At 47.6% G+C, this 18,460-nt stretch carries 22 protein-coding genes; 2 read left to right on the forward strand and 20 right to left on the reverse strand.

Annotated features, from left to right (window positions below):
• Positions 1-50: 50 nt before the first annotated feature.
• The 20 genes from tolB to HRU73_RS09970 all read right to left on the reverse strand — a co-directional run bounded on the left by tolB (position 51) and on the right by HRU73_RS09970 (position 17,283).
• The gene (gene tolB, locus HRU73_RS09875) at positions 51-1,328 is read right to left on the reverse strand and encodes a Tol-Pal system beta propeller repeat protein TolB (RefSeq protein ID WP_287400062.1); all 1,278 of its coding nucleotides are present in this window, start codon (positions 1,326-1,328) and stop codon (positions 51-53) included.
• A 37-nt stretch (positions 1,329-1,365) separates the two neighbouring features.
• Positions 1,366-2,226 carry an energy transducer TonB gene (locus HRU73_RS09880; RefSeq protein ID WP_011110862.1) on the reverse strand — a complete coding sequence of 287 codons (861 nt, stop codon included), beginning with the start codon at positions 2,224-2,226 and terminating at the stop codon, positions 1,366-1,368.
• A 21-nt stretch (positions 2,227-2,247) separates the two neighbouring features.
• Positions 2,248-2,664 carry a protein TolR gene (gene tolR / locus HRU73_RS09885; protein ID WP_287398577.1) on the reverse strand — a complete coding sequence of 139 codons (417 nt, stop codon included), beginning with the start codon at positions 2,662-2,664 and terminating at the stop codon, positions 2,248-2,250.
• Complete coding sequence (tolQ, locus tag HRU73_RS09890) at positions 2,661-3,365, reverse strand: protein TolQ (protein WP_011110860.1); 705 nt, start codon at positions 3,363-3,365, stop codon at positions 2,661-2,663. The genes tolR and tolQ overlap by 4 nt, the downstream gene beginning before the upstream one ends.
• Positions 3,362-3,772, reverse strand: coding sequence for a tol-pal system-associated acyl-CoA thioesterase (ybgC, locus tag HRU73_RS09895; protein ID WP_011110859.1), 411 nt, complete (start codon positions 3,770-3,772; stop codon positions 3,362-3,364). The genes tolQ and ybgC overlap by 4 nt, the downstream gene beginning before the upstream one ends.
• Before the next feature lie 59 nt (positions 3,773-3,831).
• Positions 3,832-4,872 (reverse strand): Holliday junction branch migration DNA helicase RuvB, encoded by a 1,041-nt coding sequence (gene ruvB, locus HRU73_RS09900; RefSeq protein WP_011110858.1) that lies wholly within the window; start codon positions 4,870-4,872, stop codon positions 3,832-3,834.
• Between the two features lie 18 nt (positions 4,873-4,890).
• The gene (ruvA, locus tag HRU73_RS09905) at positions 4,891-5,478 is read right to left on the reverse strand and encodes a Holliday junction branch migration protein RuvA (RefSeq protein ID WP_287398579.1); all 588 of its coding nucleotides are present in this window, start codon (positions 5,476-5,478) and stop codon (positions 4,891-4,893) included.
• On the reverse strand, positions 5,475-6,020 hold the full coding sequence (gene ruvC / locus HRU73_RS09910) for a crossover junction endodeoxyribonuclease RuvC (RefSeq protein ID WP_287398580.1): 546 nt from the start codon (positions 6,018-6,020) through the stop codon (positions 5,475-5,477). The genes ruvA and ruvC overlap by 4 nt, the downstream gene beginning before the upstream one ends.
• Complete coding sequence (locus HRU73_RS09915) at positions 6,017-6,742, reverse strand: YebC/PmpR family DNA-binding transcriptional regulator (protein ID WP_011110855.1); 726 nt, start codon at positions 6,740-6,742, stop codon at positions 6,017-6,019. The genes ruvC and HRU73_RS09915 overlap by 4 nt, the downstream gene beginning before the upstream one ends.
• Before the next feature lie 135 nt (positions 6,743-6,877).
• Complete coding sequence (glmS, locus tag HRU73_RS09920) at positions 6,878-8,725, reverse strand: glutamine--fructose-6-phosphate transaminase (isomerizing) (RefSeq protein WP_276817856.1); 1,848 nt, start codon at positions 8,723-8,725, stop codon at positions 6,878-6,880.
• Positions 8,726-8,762: 37 nt separating this feature from the next.
• Positions 8,763-10,139 (reverse strand): bifunctional UDP-N-acetylglucosamine diphosphorylase/glucosamine-1-phosphate N-acetyltransferase GlmU, encoded by a 1,377-nt coding sequence (glmU, locus tag HRU73_RS09925; protein WP_287398581.1) that lies wholly within the window; start codon positions 10,137-10,139, stop codon positions 8,763-8,765.
• Between the two features lie 245 nt (positions 10,140-10,384).
• Positions 10,385-10,807, reverse strand: a complete 423-nt coding sequence (locus HRU73_RS09930; RefSeq protein ID WP_287398582.1) for a F0F1 ATP synthase subunit epsilon — start codon at positions 10,805-10,807, stop codon at positions 10,385-10,387.
• Positions 10,808-10,835: 28 nt separating this feature from the next.
• The gene (gene atpD, locus HRU73_RS09935; RefSeq protein WP_287398583.1) at positions 10,836-12,218 is read right to left on the reverse strand and encodes a F0F1 ATP synthase subunit beta; all 1,383 of its coding nucleotides are present in this window, start codon (positions 12,216-12,218) and stop codon (positions 10,836-10,838) included.
• A gap of 29 nt (positions 12,219-12,247) precedes the next feature.
• Positions 12,248-13,132, reverse strand: coding sequence for a F0F1 ATP synthase subunit gamma (atpG, locus tag HRU73_RS09940; protein ID WP_281870450.1), 885 nt, complete (start codon positions 13,130-13,132; stop codon positions 12,248-12,250).
• Between the two features lie 3 nt (positions 13,133-13,135).
• Positions 13,136-14,677, reverse strand: coding sequence for a F0F1 ATP synthase subunit alpha (gene atpA / locus HRU73_RS09945; RefSeq protein WP_011110849.1), 1,542 nt, complete (start codon positions 14,675-14,677; stop codon positions 13,136-13,138).
• Between the two features lie 12 nt (positions 14,678-14,689).
• Positions 14,690-15,226: a F0F1 ATP synthase subunit delta gene (locus HRU73_RS09950; RefSeq protein WP_276679243.1), complete on the reverse strand. Its 537-nt coding sequence runs from the start codon at positions 15,224-15,226 to the stop codon at positions 14,690-14,692.
• The gene (locus HRU73_RS09955) at positions 15,227-15,700 is read right to left on the reverse strand and encodes a F0F1 ATP synthase subunit B (RefSeq protein ID WP_276679244.1); all 474 of its coding nucleotides are present in this window, start codon (positions 15,698-15,700) and stop codon (positions 15,227-15,229) included.
• Positions 15,701-15,746: 46 nt separating this feature from the next.
• Positions 15,747-16,019, reverse strand: coding sequence for a F0F1 ATP synthase subunit C (atpE, locus tag HRU73_RS09960; protein ID WP_011110846.1), 273 nt, complete (start codon positions 16,017-16,019; stop codon positions 15,747-15,749).
• Positions 16,020-16,061: 42 nt separating this feature from the next.
• Positions 16,062-16,871, reverse strand: a complete 810-nt coding sequence (gene atpB, locus HRU73_RS09965) for a F0F1 ATP synthase subunit A (RefSeq protein WP_011110845.1) — start codon at positions 16,869-16,871, stop codon at positions 16,062-16,064.
• A 34-nt stretch (positions 16,872-16,905) separates the two neighbouring features.
• Positions 16,906-17,283: an ATP synthase subunit I gene (locus HRU73_RS09970; protein WP_011110844.1), complete on the reverse strand. Its 378-nt coding sequence runs from the start codon at positions 17,281-17,283 to the stop codon at positions 16,906-16,908.
• A 390-nt stretch (positions 17,284-17,673) separates the two neighbouring features.
• Between HRU73_RS09970 and rpsF the strand changes: the two genes are divergently transcribed.
• Complete coding sequence (gene rpsF / locus HRU73_RS09975; protein ID WP_287398585.1) at positions 17,674-18,114, forward strand: 30S ribosomal protein S6; 441 nt, start codon at positions 17,674-17,676, stop codon at positions 18,112-18,114.
• On the forward strand, positions 18,098-18,424 hold the full coding sequence (gene priB, locus HRU73_RS09980; protein WP_011110842.1) for a primosomal replication protein N: 327 nt from the start codon (positions 18,098-18,100) through the stop codon (positions 18,422-18,424). Before rpsF ends, priB begins: the two co-directional genes overlap by 17 nt.
• The last annotated feature ends 36 nt before the right edge of the window (positions 18,425-18,460 follow it).

The raw sequence follows: 18,460 nt of genomic DNA on the forward strand, positions 1-18,460 counted from the left end.
TCACCATAAATAAATAATTGAACCACGCCTTGTGAGATATTTCCCTCACATCACCGCTGTTTCAGCAAGGGTCCCCAAACTGCTTCCCGAATATTACCCGCTTCCTGGGAAAGACGGCTCTTTGCCTGACCATCACTTGAAACGGTGGATAATATACCACGTCCACCTATTTCAGTTGTGTACAGAATCATACGGTTATTGGGGGAAAAGCTGGGAGATTCGTCAAAATTGGAGTCAGTCAGCAACTGCATCTGGCGCGTCGACAAATCCTGAATAGCGACATTGAATCGGCCGGCATTCCTGTGAATATAAACAAACCGTTTCCCGTCCGGACTGTAATGTGGACTGACGTTGTAATCTCCTTCAAAGGTCATTCTCTCAGCAGCACCTCCAGATACCGGCATACGATATATCTGCGGACTCCCTCCTCTGTCGGAAGTGAACATCAGCCATCTGCCATCCGGCGAGAAACTGGGTTCCGTATCGATCCCCGGGCTTTGTGAGATCCGCTGCAACCCGCTGCCATCCACGTTGATCAGATAAATCTGCGATCCACCATGCAATGTCAGAACCACGGCCAGTTTGCTGCCATCGGGCGACCAGGCCGGTGCACTGTTACTTCCCTTGAAATTCGCCACTGCTTTACGTTCACGAGTTGCCAGCGTCTGCACATAAACTACCGGTTTTTTCTTCTCAAACGAGGTGTAGGCAATTCGGCTGCCATCAGGCGACCAGGCGGGGGAGATGATCGGCTCGGTATATTCGATCAGTGAGCGGGCGTTGAACCCATCATAGTCCGACACCTGCAACGCATACTGGCTTCCCTGCTTTCTGACAAAAGCGATTCGGGTACTGAAGGCACCCGGCTCACCAGTCAATGTCTCATACACGATATCCGCAATCCGATGTGCAAAAGCCCGTAACTGTTCTGTTGTGACAGCCCCACTAAACCCGGTCAGTTGAGTCTGTTTGACGACATCCAGCAAACGGAAGCGAACATCTATCCGGCCATCCGGCAGCGGCGAGACACTGCCGACAACCAGCGCACTCGCACCGCGGCCCTGCCAGTCGATATACCGGATCTGCTCAGGCTCCTGCGAGGTCAACCCCAGGGTATCGACCAGTTTAAACAGCCCGGTACGCTCCAGATCAGCCGATACAATCGCTGAAATACTCTGGGGAAGCCCTCTTTCCCCATTAAACGGAGCGATGGCAATCGGAATTTTGTTGGTCCCGCCCCCAAAAATTTCGATATTGAGCGCAGCTTGTGATGATGTGCTCATCCACAACAACAGAAGCACACCGGTGCAATACAAAAAATTACGCATACGAATCACCATGACATGTTGTAAAGCAAGCCAGAAACTACTCACGATAATAAACCTTGAGATCTAAATTACGGAACGCATTGAATAACCCCGGATCCGGAGGTAAAGGCAACGGCTTGGCCAGGTAGATTGCTCTTTCCACTGCCTCATCAAACGCAGTGTAACCGCTCGATTTACGCAAAGTCACTGTCAGGACATCCCCTCCCGGCAACAAGGTCACCGTAAACTCGACGGCAGGATTTCCCGGAAGATCGGGTGGCATAATGATACGGCTGCGAATCTTTGCCTTGATCATTTCTCTATATTTTTCGATTTCACCATCCGCCCTGGCTCGCTCCGCTTTTGCTGCCGCCGCTTCGCGTTCACGCTGCTGTGCCTGTTTTTGTGCTTCGGCCTGCTGTCGAACATCTTCCTTCTTCTCGGTTTTCTGTTCGACCTTTTTGACCGGTTCAGGCTTCTTTACCTCTTCTTTAGGTACAAGTTTCTCCACCGGCTTTTTGGTGGGCTCCTTTTTCGGTACTTCTTTTTTCACCGGTTCCGGCTTTTTCACTTCTTCTTTAAGCTGTGGTTTTTCCGTTTTGTCCTTGAGCGCAATGTCGGGTTTACGCACGGGAGGAGGCGCAGCCTTGATCACCGGCTGAGGCTGCGGTTGAGTCTTTTGTTGCGGTTGTGGCTTAACCTTGACTGGTTCGGGTATTACCTTTGCAGCAGATGACGGAGGCTCAACGGGATGCCGGGGCAGCTCGGCCCACAGATCGACTGACATCATTTCAGATACTTCATTCTTCCAATTCAGGCCAAATACCAGCAAAGCGAGGAAAGCCGCATGCACCAGCAGGGCAAACAATGCCGCACGCAGTTTTCCCGGTTCGCTATTATCTCCGGGCAGCCGGACCATTGCGCAATTACACCCCAACAGTTATTTTGATTTGGTTAACAATCCGATTTTCCGGATTTGTTGCTGCTGCAGCAGATCCATTACCTGAATCACCTCTTCATAACGGACATTCTTATCTGCTGCAATAACGACAGGCTGATCGGTATTTTGTGCCTGCCTGGCCCTGATCAGTTCCACCAGCTGGTTGCGATCGACTTGCTGCTCCTTGCCTGCACCGGTACGGTCACGTAATGTGAGATTTCCGTTGGCGGCAATCATCACTTCCAGTGGTTCCGCCGGAGGTGCAGAAGATTTACCGATTTCAGGCAACTCGATCTGGCTGGGTTGGATGAGTGGTGCTGTAATCATAAAGATGATGAGCAGCACCAGCATGACGTCAATGTACGGCACGACATTGATCTCGTTCATCAACCGACGTTTGCTGCGACGCTGAATCATGAGAAATTCGCCATATCCCGAGGTTTAGCCACACGACGCTGCAGTACGTTGGATACTTCCTCTATGAAACTTTCGTAGCGGGTTGCCAGCTGAGCAGTATCACTGGCATAGCGGTTATAGGCAATCACAGCCGGAATTGCCGCAAAAAGTCCCATTGCCGTTGCAATCAGCGCTTCGGCGATACCCGGTGCTACATGCGCGATGGTAGCCTGACCAACATTAGACAGCTCACGAAATGCATTCATGATGCCCCACACTGTTCCAAACAACCCTACATACGGGCTGACCGATCCTACAGTAGCCAGGAATGACAGATGTGACTCGAGCCTGTCCATTTCCCGCTGATAAACAGCCCGCATTGCGCCGCGTGTACTGTCCATGATGGGACCGATATCGACTCCCGACTGATATTTGGTAAATTCGCGGAATCCGGCTTCAAAAATCCGTTCCATGCTGCCTACGGCATGACGTGCACCAGCTGCTCGCTGATAAAGAGCATTCAAATCCGATCCACGCCAGAAAATGTTCTCAAATTCATCAGTCTGTTTAATTTCCTGACGAAGGGTAAACAATTTCCTGAAAATGAACCACCAGGAAACAAATGAAGCCAGCAGCAACAGCAGCATAACCAGTTGAACCGGAAGGCTCGCACCGCTGACAAGATGAAAAAATGATAAATCTTGGGTAATTACTTGACTCATGATGACTGCTTCTCAATTTTTTGGCGAAGAGGTGCTGGAATACTGATTGGCTTCAGCGTTTCCGCTCCGACACACACTGCATGAACGGTCGCGCTGGCAAGTGTACCCTGTTCACGCAAAATCTGTTGCTGCAACGTTATCCGGCTTCTGCCAATGTCTACCACCTGCACGGTTATATCCAGCAGATCGTCCAGTACAGCTGGTTTGAAATACTCGATACCGAGCGAACGAATCAGAAAAATCATTTTATGTGACCGGATCATGGTATCCACCGTAAAACCCAGTTCGCGCAACCACTCGTAGCGGGCACGCTCCAGGAAATTGAGGTAGGACGCATGATATACGACGCCCCCCGCATCAGTATCCTGATAATAGATGCGTACGGGATGAACGAAAACGACTTCCATTTCTATAAAAATACTCTTCAGAAAAATATTGAATTTTGGTTTACGGATGTTACCGGCTTTTAATCCGGGTCAAACAGACTCGGCACTGTCGTTTGGTGCGAAGGGATGATATCGAAATGCTGATAGGCCATAGTCGTTGCCATGCGACCGCGAGGAGTGCGTTGCAGGAATCCCTGCTGAATGAGGTACGGTTCCAGTACCTCCTCGATTGTGTCACGCTCCTCATTGATGGCTGCAGCAAGATTATCCACACCCACCGGCCCACCACCAAATTTTTCCAGTACTGCCAGCAACAGCTTTCTGTCCAGAACATCCAGACCAGTGGCATCAACGTCCAGCATTTGCAATGCAGCATCGGCCACCGGACGATCGATACGCCCGTTTGCCCGGACTTCAGCAAAATCACGTACTCTGCGCAGCAAACGATTGGCTATACGCGGCGTCCCTCGCGATCTGCATGCAATTTCTCTGGCGCCGTCAGCAGTCACATCGACATTGAGTAACCCGGCAGAACGGGTAACGATCTTGCCAAGCTCATCGGCGGTATAAAACTCCAGGCGGGAAACGATCCCAAAGCGATCTCTTAGCGGATTGGTCAACATGCCTGCGCGTGTAGTAGCTCCCACCAGGGTGAAACTCGGCAGATCAATCTTGACCGATCTTGCCGCCGCCCCTTCGCCAATCATGATATCGAGCTGATAATCCTCCATTGCCGGATACAAAATTTCCTCGACAACGGGCGAAAGCCTGTGAATCTCATCGATAAACAAGACATCATTAGTTTCCAGATTGGTCAGCAAAGCGGCCAGATCACCTGCACGTTCCAGCACCGGCCCGGAAGTCTGGCGCAAGTTCACACCCATTTCGCGAGCGATAATATGGGCAAGTGTCGTTTTACCCAACCCTGGCGGGCCAAACAGCAGCACGTGATCCAGCGCTTCCTGCCTTAACCTGGCCGCCTCAATGAAAATTTTCAACTGCTCGCGAATTTTCTCCTGACCAACATAGTCATCCAGTTGAACTGGGCGAAGTGCACGCTCTATGACTTCTTCCTGGGAAGAAAATGGGGAGGCAGTAATGATTCGATCCGATTCAATCATTTAGAACCAGCCAAGATACTATTTTGCTTTCGATAAAAGCCTGAGTGACTGCATGATGCCGTCAGATACCGTCACGCCTTCGGACAATTGCCCGAGTGCCCAGTTGGCTTCGCGGTCATTATAGCCCAGTGCAGATAGCGCGTTGAGAATGTCTTTATCGATACTTGAGGCCATTGCTGTTCCAGTTTCAGGCAGGGTTATCGCCGGGCTGATTTTATCGCGCAACTCAAGCAGCAAACGCTCCGCAGTTTTTTTTCCGATACCCGGGATTCTGGTCAGACGGGTGCTGTCCTGTGATACCACGATCTGATGCAAGTCATTGACACTCAAACCAGATAAGATCGCCAAACCTGTTCTTGCACCAATACCGGAGATTTTTGTAAGCTGACGAAACAGTACCCGTTCTGGCTCCGTCATAAAACCAAACAACAAATGTGCATCCTCACGCACCCAGAAATGGGTGTGAAGCGTTACCTGTTCGCCAATACCGGGCAACCTGCAGAAGGTGCTCATCGGCACATCGATTTCATAACCGATGCCATTTACATCCACCAGTACAAGCGGGGGATGTTTCTCCAGCAGCAGGCCGGCAATTCTCCCGATCACAGCCGCCTGCTCCGTTTAGAGCGATTGCGGGCACTCAGGGTCAACAGGCCGGTTCCGCCGTGAGCATGACAAATGGCACATGCCAGTGCATCGGCTGCATCCGGTCGCGGTCGTTCTCCCAGCCCCAGCAACCGCATCACCATTTCCTGCACCTGTTCTTTACGGGCATGACCATTCCCCACCACAGCCTGTTTGACTTGCAAGGCAGTATATTCATACACGGAAAGTTCATGAAGAACCGCTGCACTGATCGCAGCACCGCGTGCCTGGCCAAGCAACAGGGTTGATTTGGGATTGATATTGACGAAAACCTGTTCTACCGCAACCTGCTCCGGTTTATGCTGCAGAATGATTTCATTCAATCCATCGAGAATGGTCTTCAAACGATCCGGCAAACCGGATTCTCCAGTCACTACACAGCCGCTGCCAATATAAACCAGCCGATTCCCGATTTTTTCAACAATGCCAAAACCCGTTATACGCAAACCAGGATCGATTCCCAGTATGCGAATACCTTTAGCGGCATATACCAACGAGGTCAAGTATCCAGGACTGCCGAAGTATAAACATCCTGCACATCGTCGATATCTTCCAGGGCATCCAGCAGTTTCTGCATCTTGACCGCATCATCTCCCTGCAGCAAGACTTCGTTTTCGGGTTTCCAGGTTACCTCTGCCAGTTCAGCCTTGAAGCCAGCTTTTTCCAGTGTATCTCTGACTGACACGAACGTATCAGGACCAGTAATCACCTCCAGACTGCCATCATCGTTACTGATGACATCTTCCGCGCCTGCTTCGAGCGCAGCTTCCAGAAGCTGCGCTTCACCAACTCCAGGGGCGAACAACAACTGGCCACAATGTTTGAACAAATATGCTACCGAACCATCGGTTCCCAGGTTGCCACCATGTTTGGTGAAAGCATGGCGAACTGCGGCGACCGTTCGCGTACGGTTGTCCGTCATGCAATCGACCATCACCGCTGCCCCGGATATTCCGTAACCCTCGTAACGAATTTCCTCATAGTTGACCCCTTCAAGCTCGCCACAACCACGCTTGATCGCACGCTCGACGTTATCTTTCGGCATGTTATGTCCGAAAGCCTTATCCATCGCTAATCTCAACCGGGGGTTACTGTTTGGATCTCCGCCACCCAAGCGGGCAGCTACCGTAATTTCCTTGATCAGACGGGTAAAAATCTTCCCGCGCTTGGCATCCTGCGCGGCCTTTTTATGCTTGATGTTAGCCCATTTACTATGACCAGCCATTGACTTCCTTCAACCATTGAAAGTAGATAATGCTACCACTCCTGTAGTATTGTATAAAGCATAAGGGACTGAAGCTCCCGGTGCTGATCATCCGCAACTTCGCTTCAGTACCTTCGCAATAATCAGTTTGACCAATTATTCAACAGTAACTGATTTGGCAAGATTTCGGGGTTTATCGACATCAGTGCCTTTCTGTAGAGCCACATGATAAGCCAGTAACTGTAATGGTATGGTATGCAAGATGGGACTGAGTACACCACTGTGTTCAGCCAGCCTGATAATATGAACTCCCTCGCTCTCCTCGATACGTGAATCCGCATCGGCGAAGACATACAATTCCCCGCCTCGCGCACGCACCTCGTGCAGATTGGATTTCAGCTTCTCCAGCAGTGCATCATTCGGCGCTATGGCAACTACCGGCATTCCACTATCTACCAGTGCGAGAGGACCATGCTTGAGTTCACCCGCCGCATAAGCCTCGGCATGGATGTATGAAATCTCCTTGAGCTTCAGCGCACCTTCCAGTGCGATCGGGTAATGTACACCGCGCCCCAGAAACAAAGCATGGTGCTTCTGGGAAAAATCCCCGGCCCATTTTCTGATTTCCGGTTCACATTGCAGCGCATGTTGTATTGCAACCGGTAAATGCCGCAGTGCGGCAATCATTTTTTGTTCGTCTCCAGTTGACAACTGATCGCGTATCTTTGTAAGCACTGCTGTAAACAACAGCAAAGCCGCCAACTGTGTAGTAAACGCTTTTGTGGAGGCAACTCCAATTTCAGGGCCGGCGCGAGTCAAAAAGCGCAGATCCGTTTGTCTGATCAGTGCACTTTCCGGCACGTTGCAAATCGCCAGACTGTAGCGATGTCCTAATGATTTGGCATAACTGAGTGCAGCCAGAGTATCTGCAGTTTCGCCGGATTGGGAAATACCGACGACCAACGTGGTCGGATCGGCAATTGGATCACGATAACGGTATTCACTGGCAATCTCGACATTACAAGGAAGTCTTGCAATCGTTTCCAGCCAGTATTTCGCAACCAGACCGGCATGATAGCTTGTCCCGCAAGCAAGTATCAGCACTCCCTGAGTCTGTGCAAGAATGCTTTGTGCCTCACTGCCAAATAATTGAGGAGATACCGATTGAGCATTCAACACCATTTCCAGGGTATTCGCCACAGCAACAGGTTGCTCAAAGATTTCCTTCTGCATGAAATGTGAATAGGGCCCTAGTTCTACTGCATCACGCGTCAGGCTGCTTTCAGTTACTTTGCGAGTGACTTCATAGCCATTTACCGAATCCAGGCAATTCAGAATCCGATATCCATCACTGGACAACTCTGCCACATCTCCTTCCTCAAGATACACGATTCTCTGCGTAACCTGCACCAGTGCAGAGGCATCAGAAGCAGCATAAAGCCCGTCATCATCTATCCCGAGTAAGAGCGGGGCGCCATTTCTGGCTACGATAATACGATCCTGGCGCGATTCCTCCATCACAGCTATCGCATATGCGCCTTGCAACTCATCAAGGGAACGACAGACTGCTTCCAGTAAATCGTTGGTCTTACAGAGGTAAGATGAAATCAGGTGAGCAATCACTTCGGTATCGGTATCCGACAGAAACTCAAATCCATCCTGTTGTAAACGTTGCCGAAGAGTTTCGTGATTTTCGATAATGCCGTTATGTACAACGGCAATCTTTTTTTGATCACCTGAGAAATGAGGGTGAGCATTACGTTCAGAAGGTACGCCATGTGTCGCCCAGCGAGTATGTGCAATACCGGTAAGTCCCGATGTTTTTCCGCTATCGACCAGTTTGCTCAGTTCAGAAACACGGCCTGTTGTCCGTAGTCTGTGCAACATGCCATCCGCCACCACGATTCCAGCTGAATCATAGCCACGATACTCAAGCCTGGATAATCCTTCCAGTAAAAAAGGTACAACATCATTTTTTGCAATCGCACCCACAATACCGCACATAGCCAGACCCCTACTCAATCCTGTTATTCAAACAACCTCAGTTCCTGTCTTTCCTCGGCCGTTTCCAGTTAGCGATACTCGTTTGTTTGGTCCGAGATAATGTAAGCTGACCTTCAGGCGTATCGCGCGTAATCGTCGAACCGGCCCCAATCGTCGATCCTCTCGCCACCGTTACCGGAGCAACCAGCTGTGTATCAGAACCAATGAATACATCATCCTCGATAACGGTCCGATGTTTAAATGCTCCGTCATAATTACACGTGATTGCACCGGCACCAATATTGACCCGCCTGCCCATTTCAGTATCACCTACATAACTGAGATGATTGACCTTGCTCTCCGATGCAATATGGCTATTTTTGATCTCCACAAAATTCCCGACATGAACGGCATCATCGAGCTGTGTTCCTGGCCGGATACGGGCGTATGGACCAATACGGCAATTTTTACCTACTTCTGCATCCTCTATCAGGCTAAATGGATGAACAACTGATCCATCTGAGACAATCACATTCCGGAGTATGCAATTTGCATGGATTTTGACGTTATTACCCAAACGAACGTTACCCTCAAATATGCAGTTAATGTCTATTTCAACATCATTCCCACAAACAAGTCGGCCACGTACATCGAAGCGTGCCGGATCAGCAAACATCACTCCCTGCTCCATAAGCCTGTTGGCAGTATCCTGTTGATGAGCACGCTCCAGGATAGACAATTGAATCTTGTCGTTCACACCGGATACTTCCCAATCAGATGCAGGACTGGAAGTTTCGATCGGCATGCCGGCATCCACAGCCATGGCAATGATATCAGTAAGGTAATACTCACCTTGGGTATTGGCATCACTCAGATTATCGAGCCAATTACCTAAACGGCCATTCGGGAGAACCATAATACCGGTATTGATTTCTCGAATTTTCTTCTGTGATTGAGAGGCATCTTTTTCTTCTACAATTGCCTGGATGCGATTTGTTACAGGATCACGCACAATCCGTCCGTAGCCGGTCGGATTGTCCAATTCGACTGTCAACAGGACAAGATTATCTTCACGCGCTTTCTCAATCAAAGCCTTGAGCGTATCACTCTTTACCAGTGGCACGTCACCAAATAAAACCAGCGTTACACCTTTATTATCAAGATAAGGTAATGCCTGTTTTACAGCATGCCCAGTCCCAAGTTGCTGAGCCTGTTTTACCCAGATAAGATCAGAATGATCGCCGATAACCTGGCGAACCAGCTCACCCCCATACCCAAATACCACGCATATTCTTTCCGGCGACAACGTACGGGCAATATCCAGAACATGCGATAAAATTGGTTTTCCTGCCAGAGGATGTAATACCTTGGGTAAAGACGAGCACATTCTCTTACCCATTCCAGCCGCCAATATCACGACATCAACTTGTAACACGAGTTTTAACCCTCTTTTGGATTACTTCATTTGCCACTACGCAAATAAACGTTCTATCTGCGAACCGCAAACTCGCTATTTCTTTTACACAATGACCACTGAAAACACATACATAGTCTTAATGTATAAAAGGAAATGGTTAAAATAACCAGGTTGGATAGAAAAATATTTTAATCTTATAAAAAAAGGGCGATCAATAGTCGCCCTTTTTAACTAAACCCACCATTACAGAACAGTCAGAGAAATCAGTGACCTCTTTTTCTCAACTTCTGAATGGCAGCCAACTGCGCTGTAGCTTCAATCAGCTCAGCTTGTGCACGTGCGTACTCGATTTCAGAAATTTTGTTTTTCATGATCTCCTCCGCTTTCCGTTTGGCTTCTAAAGCCTTGGCTTCATCCAGATCTTTTCCACGCACTGCAGTGTCTGCCAGAATCATCACAACATCTGGCTGTACTTCAAGCATCCCGCCTGAAACATAAACTTCTTCATCATCCTGAAGCGGTGCTTTCACCCGGACCACACCGGACTTGATACGAGTCAGCATAGGCGTATGTTGAGGAAAAATCCCTACCTCACCCATCACTGCCGGAGCAATAATAAACTCTGCAGGACCGGAATAAATCGATTCCTCTGCACTCACTATATCCAAGTGGAATATCGTACCCATCAATTATCTGTCAATTAATTTTATGTATTTATTGAATTGATTTGGCTTTCTCAAGCACTTCCTCAATACCACCTACCATGTAGAAAGCCTGTTCAGGAATATCGTCATACTCACCACTGACAATACCCTTGAATCCCTTGATGGTTTCTTTCAATGGTACATATTTACCCGGCGATCCTGTAAAGACTTCAGCAACGAAGAATGGCTGAGAGAGAAATCTTTGTATTTTACGGGCACGACTAACTGACAACTTATCCTCAGGGGACAGCTCATCCATACCTAAAATAGCAATGATATCGCGTAATTCTTTATATCGCTGCAATGTTTGCTGAACTTCACGTGCGGTATTGTAATGATCCTCACCAATAATCAAAGGATCCAGCTGGCGCGAAGTCGAATCAAGTGGATCAACAGCCGGATAAATCCCGAGTGAAGCGATATCCCTGGAAAGTACCACTGTAGCATCAAGGTGACCGAATGTCGTTGCAGGAGATGGATCAGTCAAGTCATCCGCCGGAACATAAACGGCCTGAATGGATGTAATCGACCCTGTCTTGGAAGAAGTAATCCTTTCTTGCAGCCGGCCCATTTCTTCTGCAAGTGTTGGCTGATACCCTACTGCTGATGGCATACGCCCTAACAGTGCGGAAACTTCAGTACCTGCCAAGGTATAACGATAAATATTATCCACAAAGAACAATACATCACGCCCTTCGTCACGAAATGCCTCAGCCATCGTCAGACCGGTAAGTGCTACACGTAAACGGTTACCAGGCGGCTCATTCATCTGGCCATAAACCAAAGCTACCTTATCCAGTACGTTAGAGTCTTTCATTTCATGGTAGAAATCATTACCCTCACGCGTCCTTTCACCCACGCCAGCAAAAACCGAGTAGCCACTATGCTCGATTGCAATATTACGAATAAGCTCCATCATATTTACTGTTTTACCTACACCGGCACCACCGAAAAGCCCGATCTTGCCTCCTTTCGCAAAGGGGCAAACCAAATCGATCACTTTAATCCCGGTTTCCAATAACTCCGTGGATGCCGACAGCTCATCAAAAGCAGGAGCGGCCCGATGGATAGGCATTAAGGAATTCGCGCCGATTTCTCCCATTTCATCAATGGGTCTGCCAAGGACGTCCATAATACGGCCAAGTGTTTTAGTACCTACAGGAACCGAAATCTGTTTTTGGGTATTAGTAACCATCATTCCACGTCGCAGACCATCGGACGACCCAAGAGCAATAGTCCTGACGACCCCATCTCCGAGCTGTTGCTGCACTTCCAGCGTCAACTCCGATCCTTCCATTACCAGGGCATCATATACTTTTGGTATTTCCCCCGGCATAAACTCCACGTCGATTACTGCGCCAATGCACTGAACGATCTTTCCTTGATGGCTCATCACTTTTCCCTAAATACGAATTTAAATACTTAAACAGCAGCAGCACCGCCCACGATTTCTGACAATTCCTTGGTAATGGCTGCCTGACGAGACTTGTTATAAATGAGCGTCAGCTCATCAATCAGGTTACCTGCATTATCAGATGCTGCTTTCATTGCAACCATCCTTGCCGATTGTTCCGAAGCCATATTCTCGGCAACTGCCTGGTATACGAGCGCCTCTATATACCTGACCATGATATCGTCGATAACCGGTTTTGCCTCGGGTTCATAAATATAATCCCACGGTGCACGGGCAGGTCTGGCTTCGCCATCCTCACTGCTGATACGATCATCAGTCAAGGGAAGAAGCTGCTCCATAACCGGCATCTGCTTCATTGTATTAATAAAGCGGTTATAGAAAATATATACCCTATCCAACTGGCCTTCTGTATATGCATCCAAGACTACCTTGACTGCACCAATCAACCTTTCCATATTAGGTGCATCACCCAACCCGGTTACTTGTGAGATTACCTGAGTACCAAGGCGGCTCATGAACCCCAAACCCTTGTTACCTATGCAGCAAGCATCTACATGATTACCTTCGGTTTCCCACGTTCGAATTTCATTGAGTGCTCTACGCAGCACATTCGTGTTCAACCCGCCACACAAACCTTTATCTGAAGTTACAACAATGATTCCCACTCTTTTAACAGAGTCACGACTTATCAGAAAAGGATGGCGATACTCAACACTGGCATTACTCATATGTGCAGCCACGTTGCGTATCTTCTCGCCATAAGGACGCGCTTTCTTCATACGATCCTGCGCCTTCCTCATTTTGGAAGCGGCAACCATTTCCATGGCACGTGTAATCTTTTGCGTATTTTTAACGCTTTTGATTTTATTGCGTATCTCTCTGCTGCTGGGCATTGGTTAATATGTTCCGTTTTGCTTGAATTCCTGAATGGCTGCTTCTAACGCTTTTTCTGTTTCTGCATCAAGTTCTTTGCTGGCTTCAATCTTATCCAGTATTGCACCATGATGACTGCGAATATGACTTTTCAATGCCGACTCAAAAGCAAGCGCACGCTTTATATCAACATCATCAAAGTAACCCTTGTTTAAGGCAAACAGCGTCAATGCCATCTCTGAAACTTTCAACGTCGCGTACTGGCTTTGTTTCATTAACTCCGTAGCCATTTTTCCACGCTCCAGCTGCTTGCGTGTGGCTTCATCGAGATCAGAAGCAAATTGTGCGAAAGCAGCAAGTTCACGATATTGAGCCAGCGCCAAACGAATCCCGCCACCCAATTTTTTAATCACCTTGGTTTGTGCAGCGCCGCCCACCCGGGATACAGAAATACCAGCATTGATTGCCGGGCGTATCCCTGCGTTAAATAAATCAGATTCCAGGAATATCTGCCCATCCGTAATTGAAATAACATTGGTCGGCACGAATGCCGTTACGTCACCTGCCTGTGTTTCAATGATAGGTAAAGCCGTCAGCGACCCGGTTTTTCCTTTTACCTTTCCACCAGTGGCTTTTTCAACATAATCAGCATTGACTCTTGCCGCTCTTTCCAGCAAACGGGAGTGAAGATAAAAGACATCCCCCGGATAAGCTTCACGACCCGGTGGACGACGCAACAGCAGAGAAATCTGACGATAAGCCCATGCCTGCTTGGTCAAATCATCATAAACAATGAGTGCATCCTGCCCTTTATCACGAAAATATTCACCCATGGTACAACCGGAATAGGGTGCGATATACTGCATAGCCGCTGATTCAGAAGCAGAAGCAACCACGACAATCGTATATGCCATGGCACCAACTTCTTCAAGCTTCCGTACGACGTTTGCAATCGATGATGCTTTCTGACCGATTGCCACATAGATACAGATTACATCCTCACCCTTCTGGTTGATGATTGCATCGATTGCCACTGCCGTCTTACCAGTTTGACGATCTCCAATGATCAGTTCGCGCTGCCCTCTTCCGACTGGAACCATTGAATCAATTGATTTCAACCCTGTCTGCACCGGCTGATCCACCGATTTACGCCATACGACACCAGGAGCTATCTTTTCTATCGGCTCTGTTCCCTCTGCAGCAATGGGTCCTTTTCCATCTATTGGCTGCCCCAAAGCATTGACGACACGACCTAATAATGCCTCACCTACCGGAACTTCGAGAATTCTACTGGTACATTTAACGATATCTCCTTCTTTCAGATGCTCGTACGCACCCAAGATAACCGCACCGACCGAATCACGCTCCAGATTGAGTGCCAAGCCAAATGTCCCACCCGGAAATTCCAGCATTTCACCCTGCATTACGTCGGAAAGACCATGCACACGAACGATACCATCTGTCAGTGATACAATGGTTCCCTGCGTACGAAATTCCGATGTAACGGAAAGGCCTTCAATCTTACTTTTGATTAATTCACTGATTTCTGATGGATTTAACTGCATTTTTTATAACTCCTAGCTTTTGAGCGCCGTCGCCATGGCTTCCAGCTTTCCGTGCACAGAACTATCGACTACCTGATCACCAATTTTAATTCTTACACCACCAATGAGCTCGCTATCAACACTTACTTCCGCTTTAACTTTTCGCTGAAATTTTGCTTCAAGAATTGAAACAAGCTTTTCCAACTGGCCAGAATCAAGCGGGAATGCCGACACTACTTCAGCCTCCAATATACTTTCGTGCTGCGCTTTAAGCTGTTCAAACAACTCATAGATCTGTGGCATTACCAGCAATCGTTGATTATCGATCAATAGCGATACCAATCGCTTGCCATCCTCATTCAGTTTTTTACCACACACGCTGAAAATAATTTCACGCAACTTTACTGAAGAAATCAGTGGATTACTGATCAGCTCTCTTATCTGAGACTCCCGAACGATTGAATTAACAGCATCAAGCGTCTCTGACCAAGAAAACAAAGATCCACTTTCCCTAGCAAGCTTGAAAACTGCTTCTGCGTATGGTCGTGCAATTGTTATCGCTTCAGCCATTTATTTTAACTCTGCCTCTATTGATGCCAGCAAATCTGCATGAACCTTGGCATTCACTTCCCGACGAAGAATTTTTGATGCACCTTGCACCGCCAACCCTGCTACCTGCTGACGCAAAGATTCACGCGCACTGAAAGTTTCATGCTGAATTTCCGCCTTGGCTCCCGCTATAATTTTTTCCCCTTCAATCCGGGCATTTTGCTTGGCTTCCTCTATGATGTCCGAAGCTCTTTTTTCCGCCTGAATAACGATCTCACTCGCACGTTGCTTAGCTTCCTTCAGCACTTCCGATGAACGCTGACTGGCAAGCTCCAACTCTTTTTTACCACGCTCACCTGCCGCCAAACCATCCGCTATTTTCTGCTGACGTTCCTCTATCGCACGCAACAGATACGGCCATACAAACCTGGCGGTGAACCATATAAACAGGGAAAAGGCTATTGCTTGCGAGACCAATGTGAAATTTATATTCATAACGACCCTTTATTCATTCACCTCGGTAACAAATTCAATAGACTACTTACTGAATAACAGCCAGCAGCGGATTACCAAATGCAAACAACATTGCCAGACCCACGGCGATAATGAACGAAGCATCGGTCAGCCCCAGAAGCAGAAATACCTTGCCTTGCAGAGTTGGAATCATTTCAGGCTGACGAGCCGCACCTTCCAGAAATCTACCGCACATCACACCCACACCGATACAAGCACCTGCGGCACCCAGACCAATCATCAGCCCGATACCGATCCCTGTATACGCCTGAATCATTGCAAGAAATTGAGCGTTTTCCATATTTTTTCCTCTAGTTCAAGTTGATAACAAAAATCTTACTAATTAATGCGATTCATGAGCCATTGAAAGATAAACCACCGCCAACATCATAAAAATAAATGCCTGCAAAACCACAATCAATATATGAAATATCGCCCAACCAGCGCCAAGTATGGCGCCAAAAAATGTACCGGTTACGCCTGTCGCCGCCCACATCCCCAACAGCATAAAAATAATCTCACCAGCGTACATATTTCCGAACAACCGTAACGAATGTGACAACGGCTTCGAAATATACTCAATCACATTAAGTAACAGATTAAAGGGCCATAACAACGGATTCTTACCAAATGGAGTACATACCAGCTCTGTAACCCACCCCCCAAATCCTTTAACCTTGATAGCAAAATAAATGGTCAGTATCCAGATAGACAACGCCAGCGCAAAGGTTGTATTGACATCGGCAGTTGGCACACTTCTCCAGTTATGGAGCCCAAAAATATGCTCATAAATCCATGCCATGATGTCGATAGGCAGAAAATCCATCGCATTCAACAGAAGAACCCAGACAAATATAGTCAACGCTGCAGGAGCCACAAATGCGTGGCGATTTCCATGAAATGTCGTCTTTACCTGATCATCAATAAATTCGATCAATAACTCAACGAATGCCTGTGTCTTGCTGGGAACTCCTGATGTAGCTTTTCTAACAACCATCCAGATCAAACCCAGACTGACCACCCCAAGCAGCACCGACATGAACAGCGTATCTGTATGCAACACCCAGAACGCACCATCACCAACACTAATTGTGTGATTTGTCAGATGGTGCTGTATATATGTTGTAGGATTTAACTCAGCTTCTGAAGACATTTATTTACCCTTACACACTTTTGATCAGAGCATTTTATTTATTTAATTTTTCAGGCACAAACACTGCCATGCTTGATATCAATACAGCAACGACAAATGAACCAATAAACATGACAGGCTGCAAACCCTCGAATATCGCGAATACGGCCCAAAGCGACATTATGATTATGAATATCTTTACAGTTTCAGCACGTAAAGCAGTACGCAAAGTTCCACTCGCTGAATAACCGCTGTGCCTCGATACCAGAATCGCATATACCGCCCCGGCAATCACACTGATGATTGCACCGAGAAATCCTGAAATTGCAGCATTCACTCCTGAAAGCAGGCCACACAAAACGGCAGCCAGTATTGCAAACGCCAGCTGCCAGAATATAATGATTTTTAACGGCCTGCTTTTAATCGGGAACATTCACTCCAACGGGCACAGCAAGAAGAAATGCCGCAACAAAAAGTGCGGCGATTCTACCTTGATCACCTTACCTAGTCAATCAATGCAAAAGGGCAATATCATTTTTGATTCGTGGCTTCTATCTCGAGTTTCTGGAATCCCCGGATTACCAGTGCTTCTGTACGCTCAAATGCATTTTGGCAGTATTACGCATATAGATATAACTCCTCTCCAGAAAGTATCTAATTTTTTGAAGTTTATCCGCCGATCAAGTAAAATTACGCAGCCTGATATCCAGGCATCTTCAAAAAAGAAGACCGTTTTATGCGATCGTCGTCATGACATGCATATTTGTTAATCCCTTGCCTTACTTGTTTAATGTAACCAGAAGGCTTTACCTATAAGGAAATCATGAGGCATTACGAAATCGTATTTATTGTCCACCCTGATCAGAGTGAGCAAGTATCTGCGATGACTGAGCGCTACAGCAATATCGTCACTGGCAGATCCGGAAAAATTCACAGGCTGGAAGATTGGGGACGCAGGCAGTTAACCTATCCTATACAAAAGCTGCATAAAGCACATTACGTGCTGATGAATATCGAGTGCGACCAAGAGTCCTTGAATGAACTGGAACACAGCTTTAAATTTAACGACGCCATCCTTCGTCATCTCGTCATTCGTATGAATGGCCCGATCACAACCCCTTCTCCGATGATGCAGGAAGGAAAATCCAGACCACCCCATTCCTCGGATGACGATAGTGAGAATACTGCTCCAGCCAAAGCAAAAACGGCTGATTCTCCCGGCGAAGATACCCGAACAACCGAGGAAAGTGATCCCAAACCCTGATCCGGAATCATCGATCAACCGGAATCAGGTGATTATCAGTGGAACAATCACTGATCTGGCTTCACCTCGTTATACACCTGCCGGCCTCATGATTGCCGAATTCAAGCTGAGTCATTGTTCAAATCAGCAGGAAGCAGGTATTCAACGTAGAATCGAGTTTGAATTTGAAGCGATCGCCATAGCAGAAACAGCTGAAAAAATTATTCGTATAGGATCTGGCAGTAACGTCGAAATTACCGGTTTCATTGCTAAAAAAAACCGTTTGAGCAATCAGCTGGTTTTACATGTACGTGACACCCGGATCATCTGAAATAAAATACCAGACACGCACTAGTGGAGAAACGAT

It is taken from the genome of Nitrosomonas sp. H1_AOB3, assembly GCF_015709435.1.
In the GTDB taxonomy this organism is placed as follows: Bacteria; Pseudomonadota; Gammaproteobacteria; order Burkholderiales; family Nitrosomonadaceae; genus Nitrosomonas; species Nitrosomonas europaea.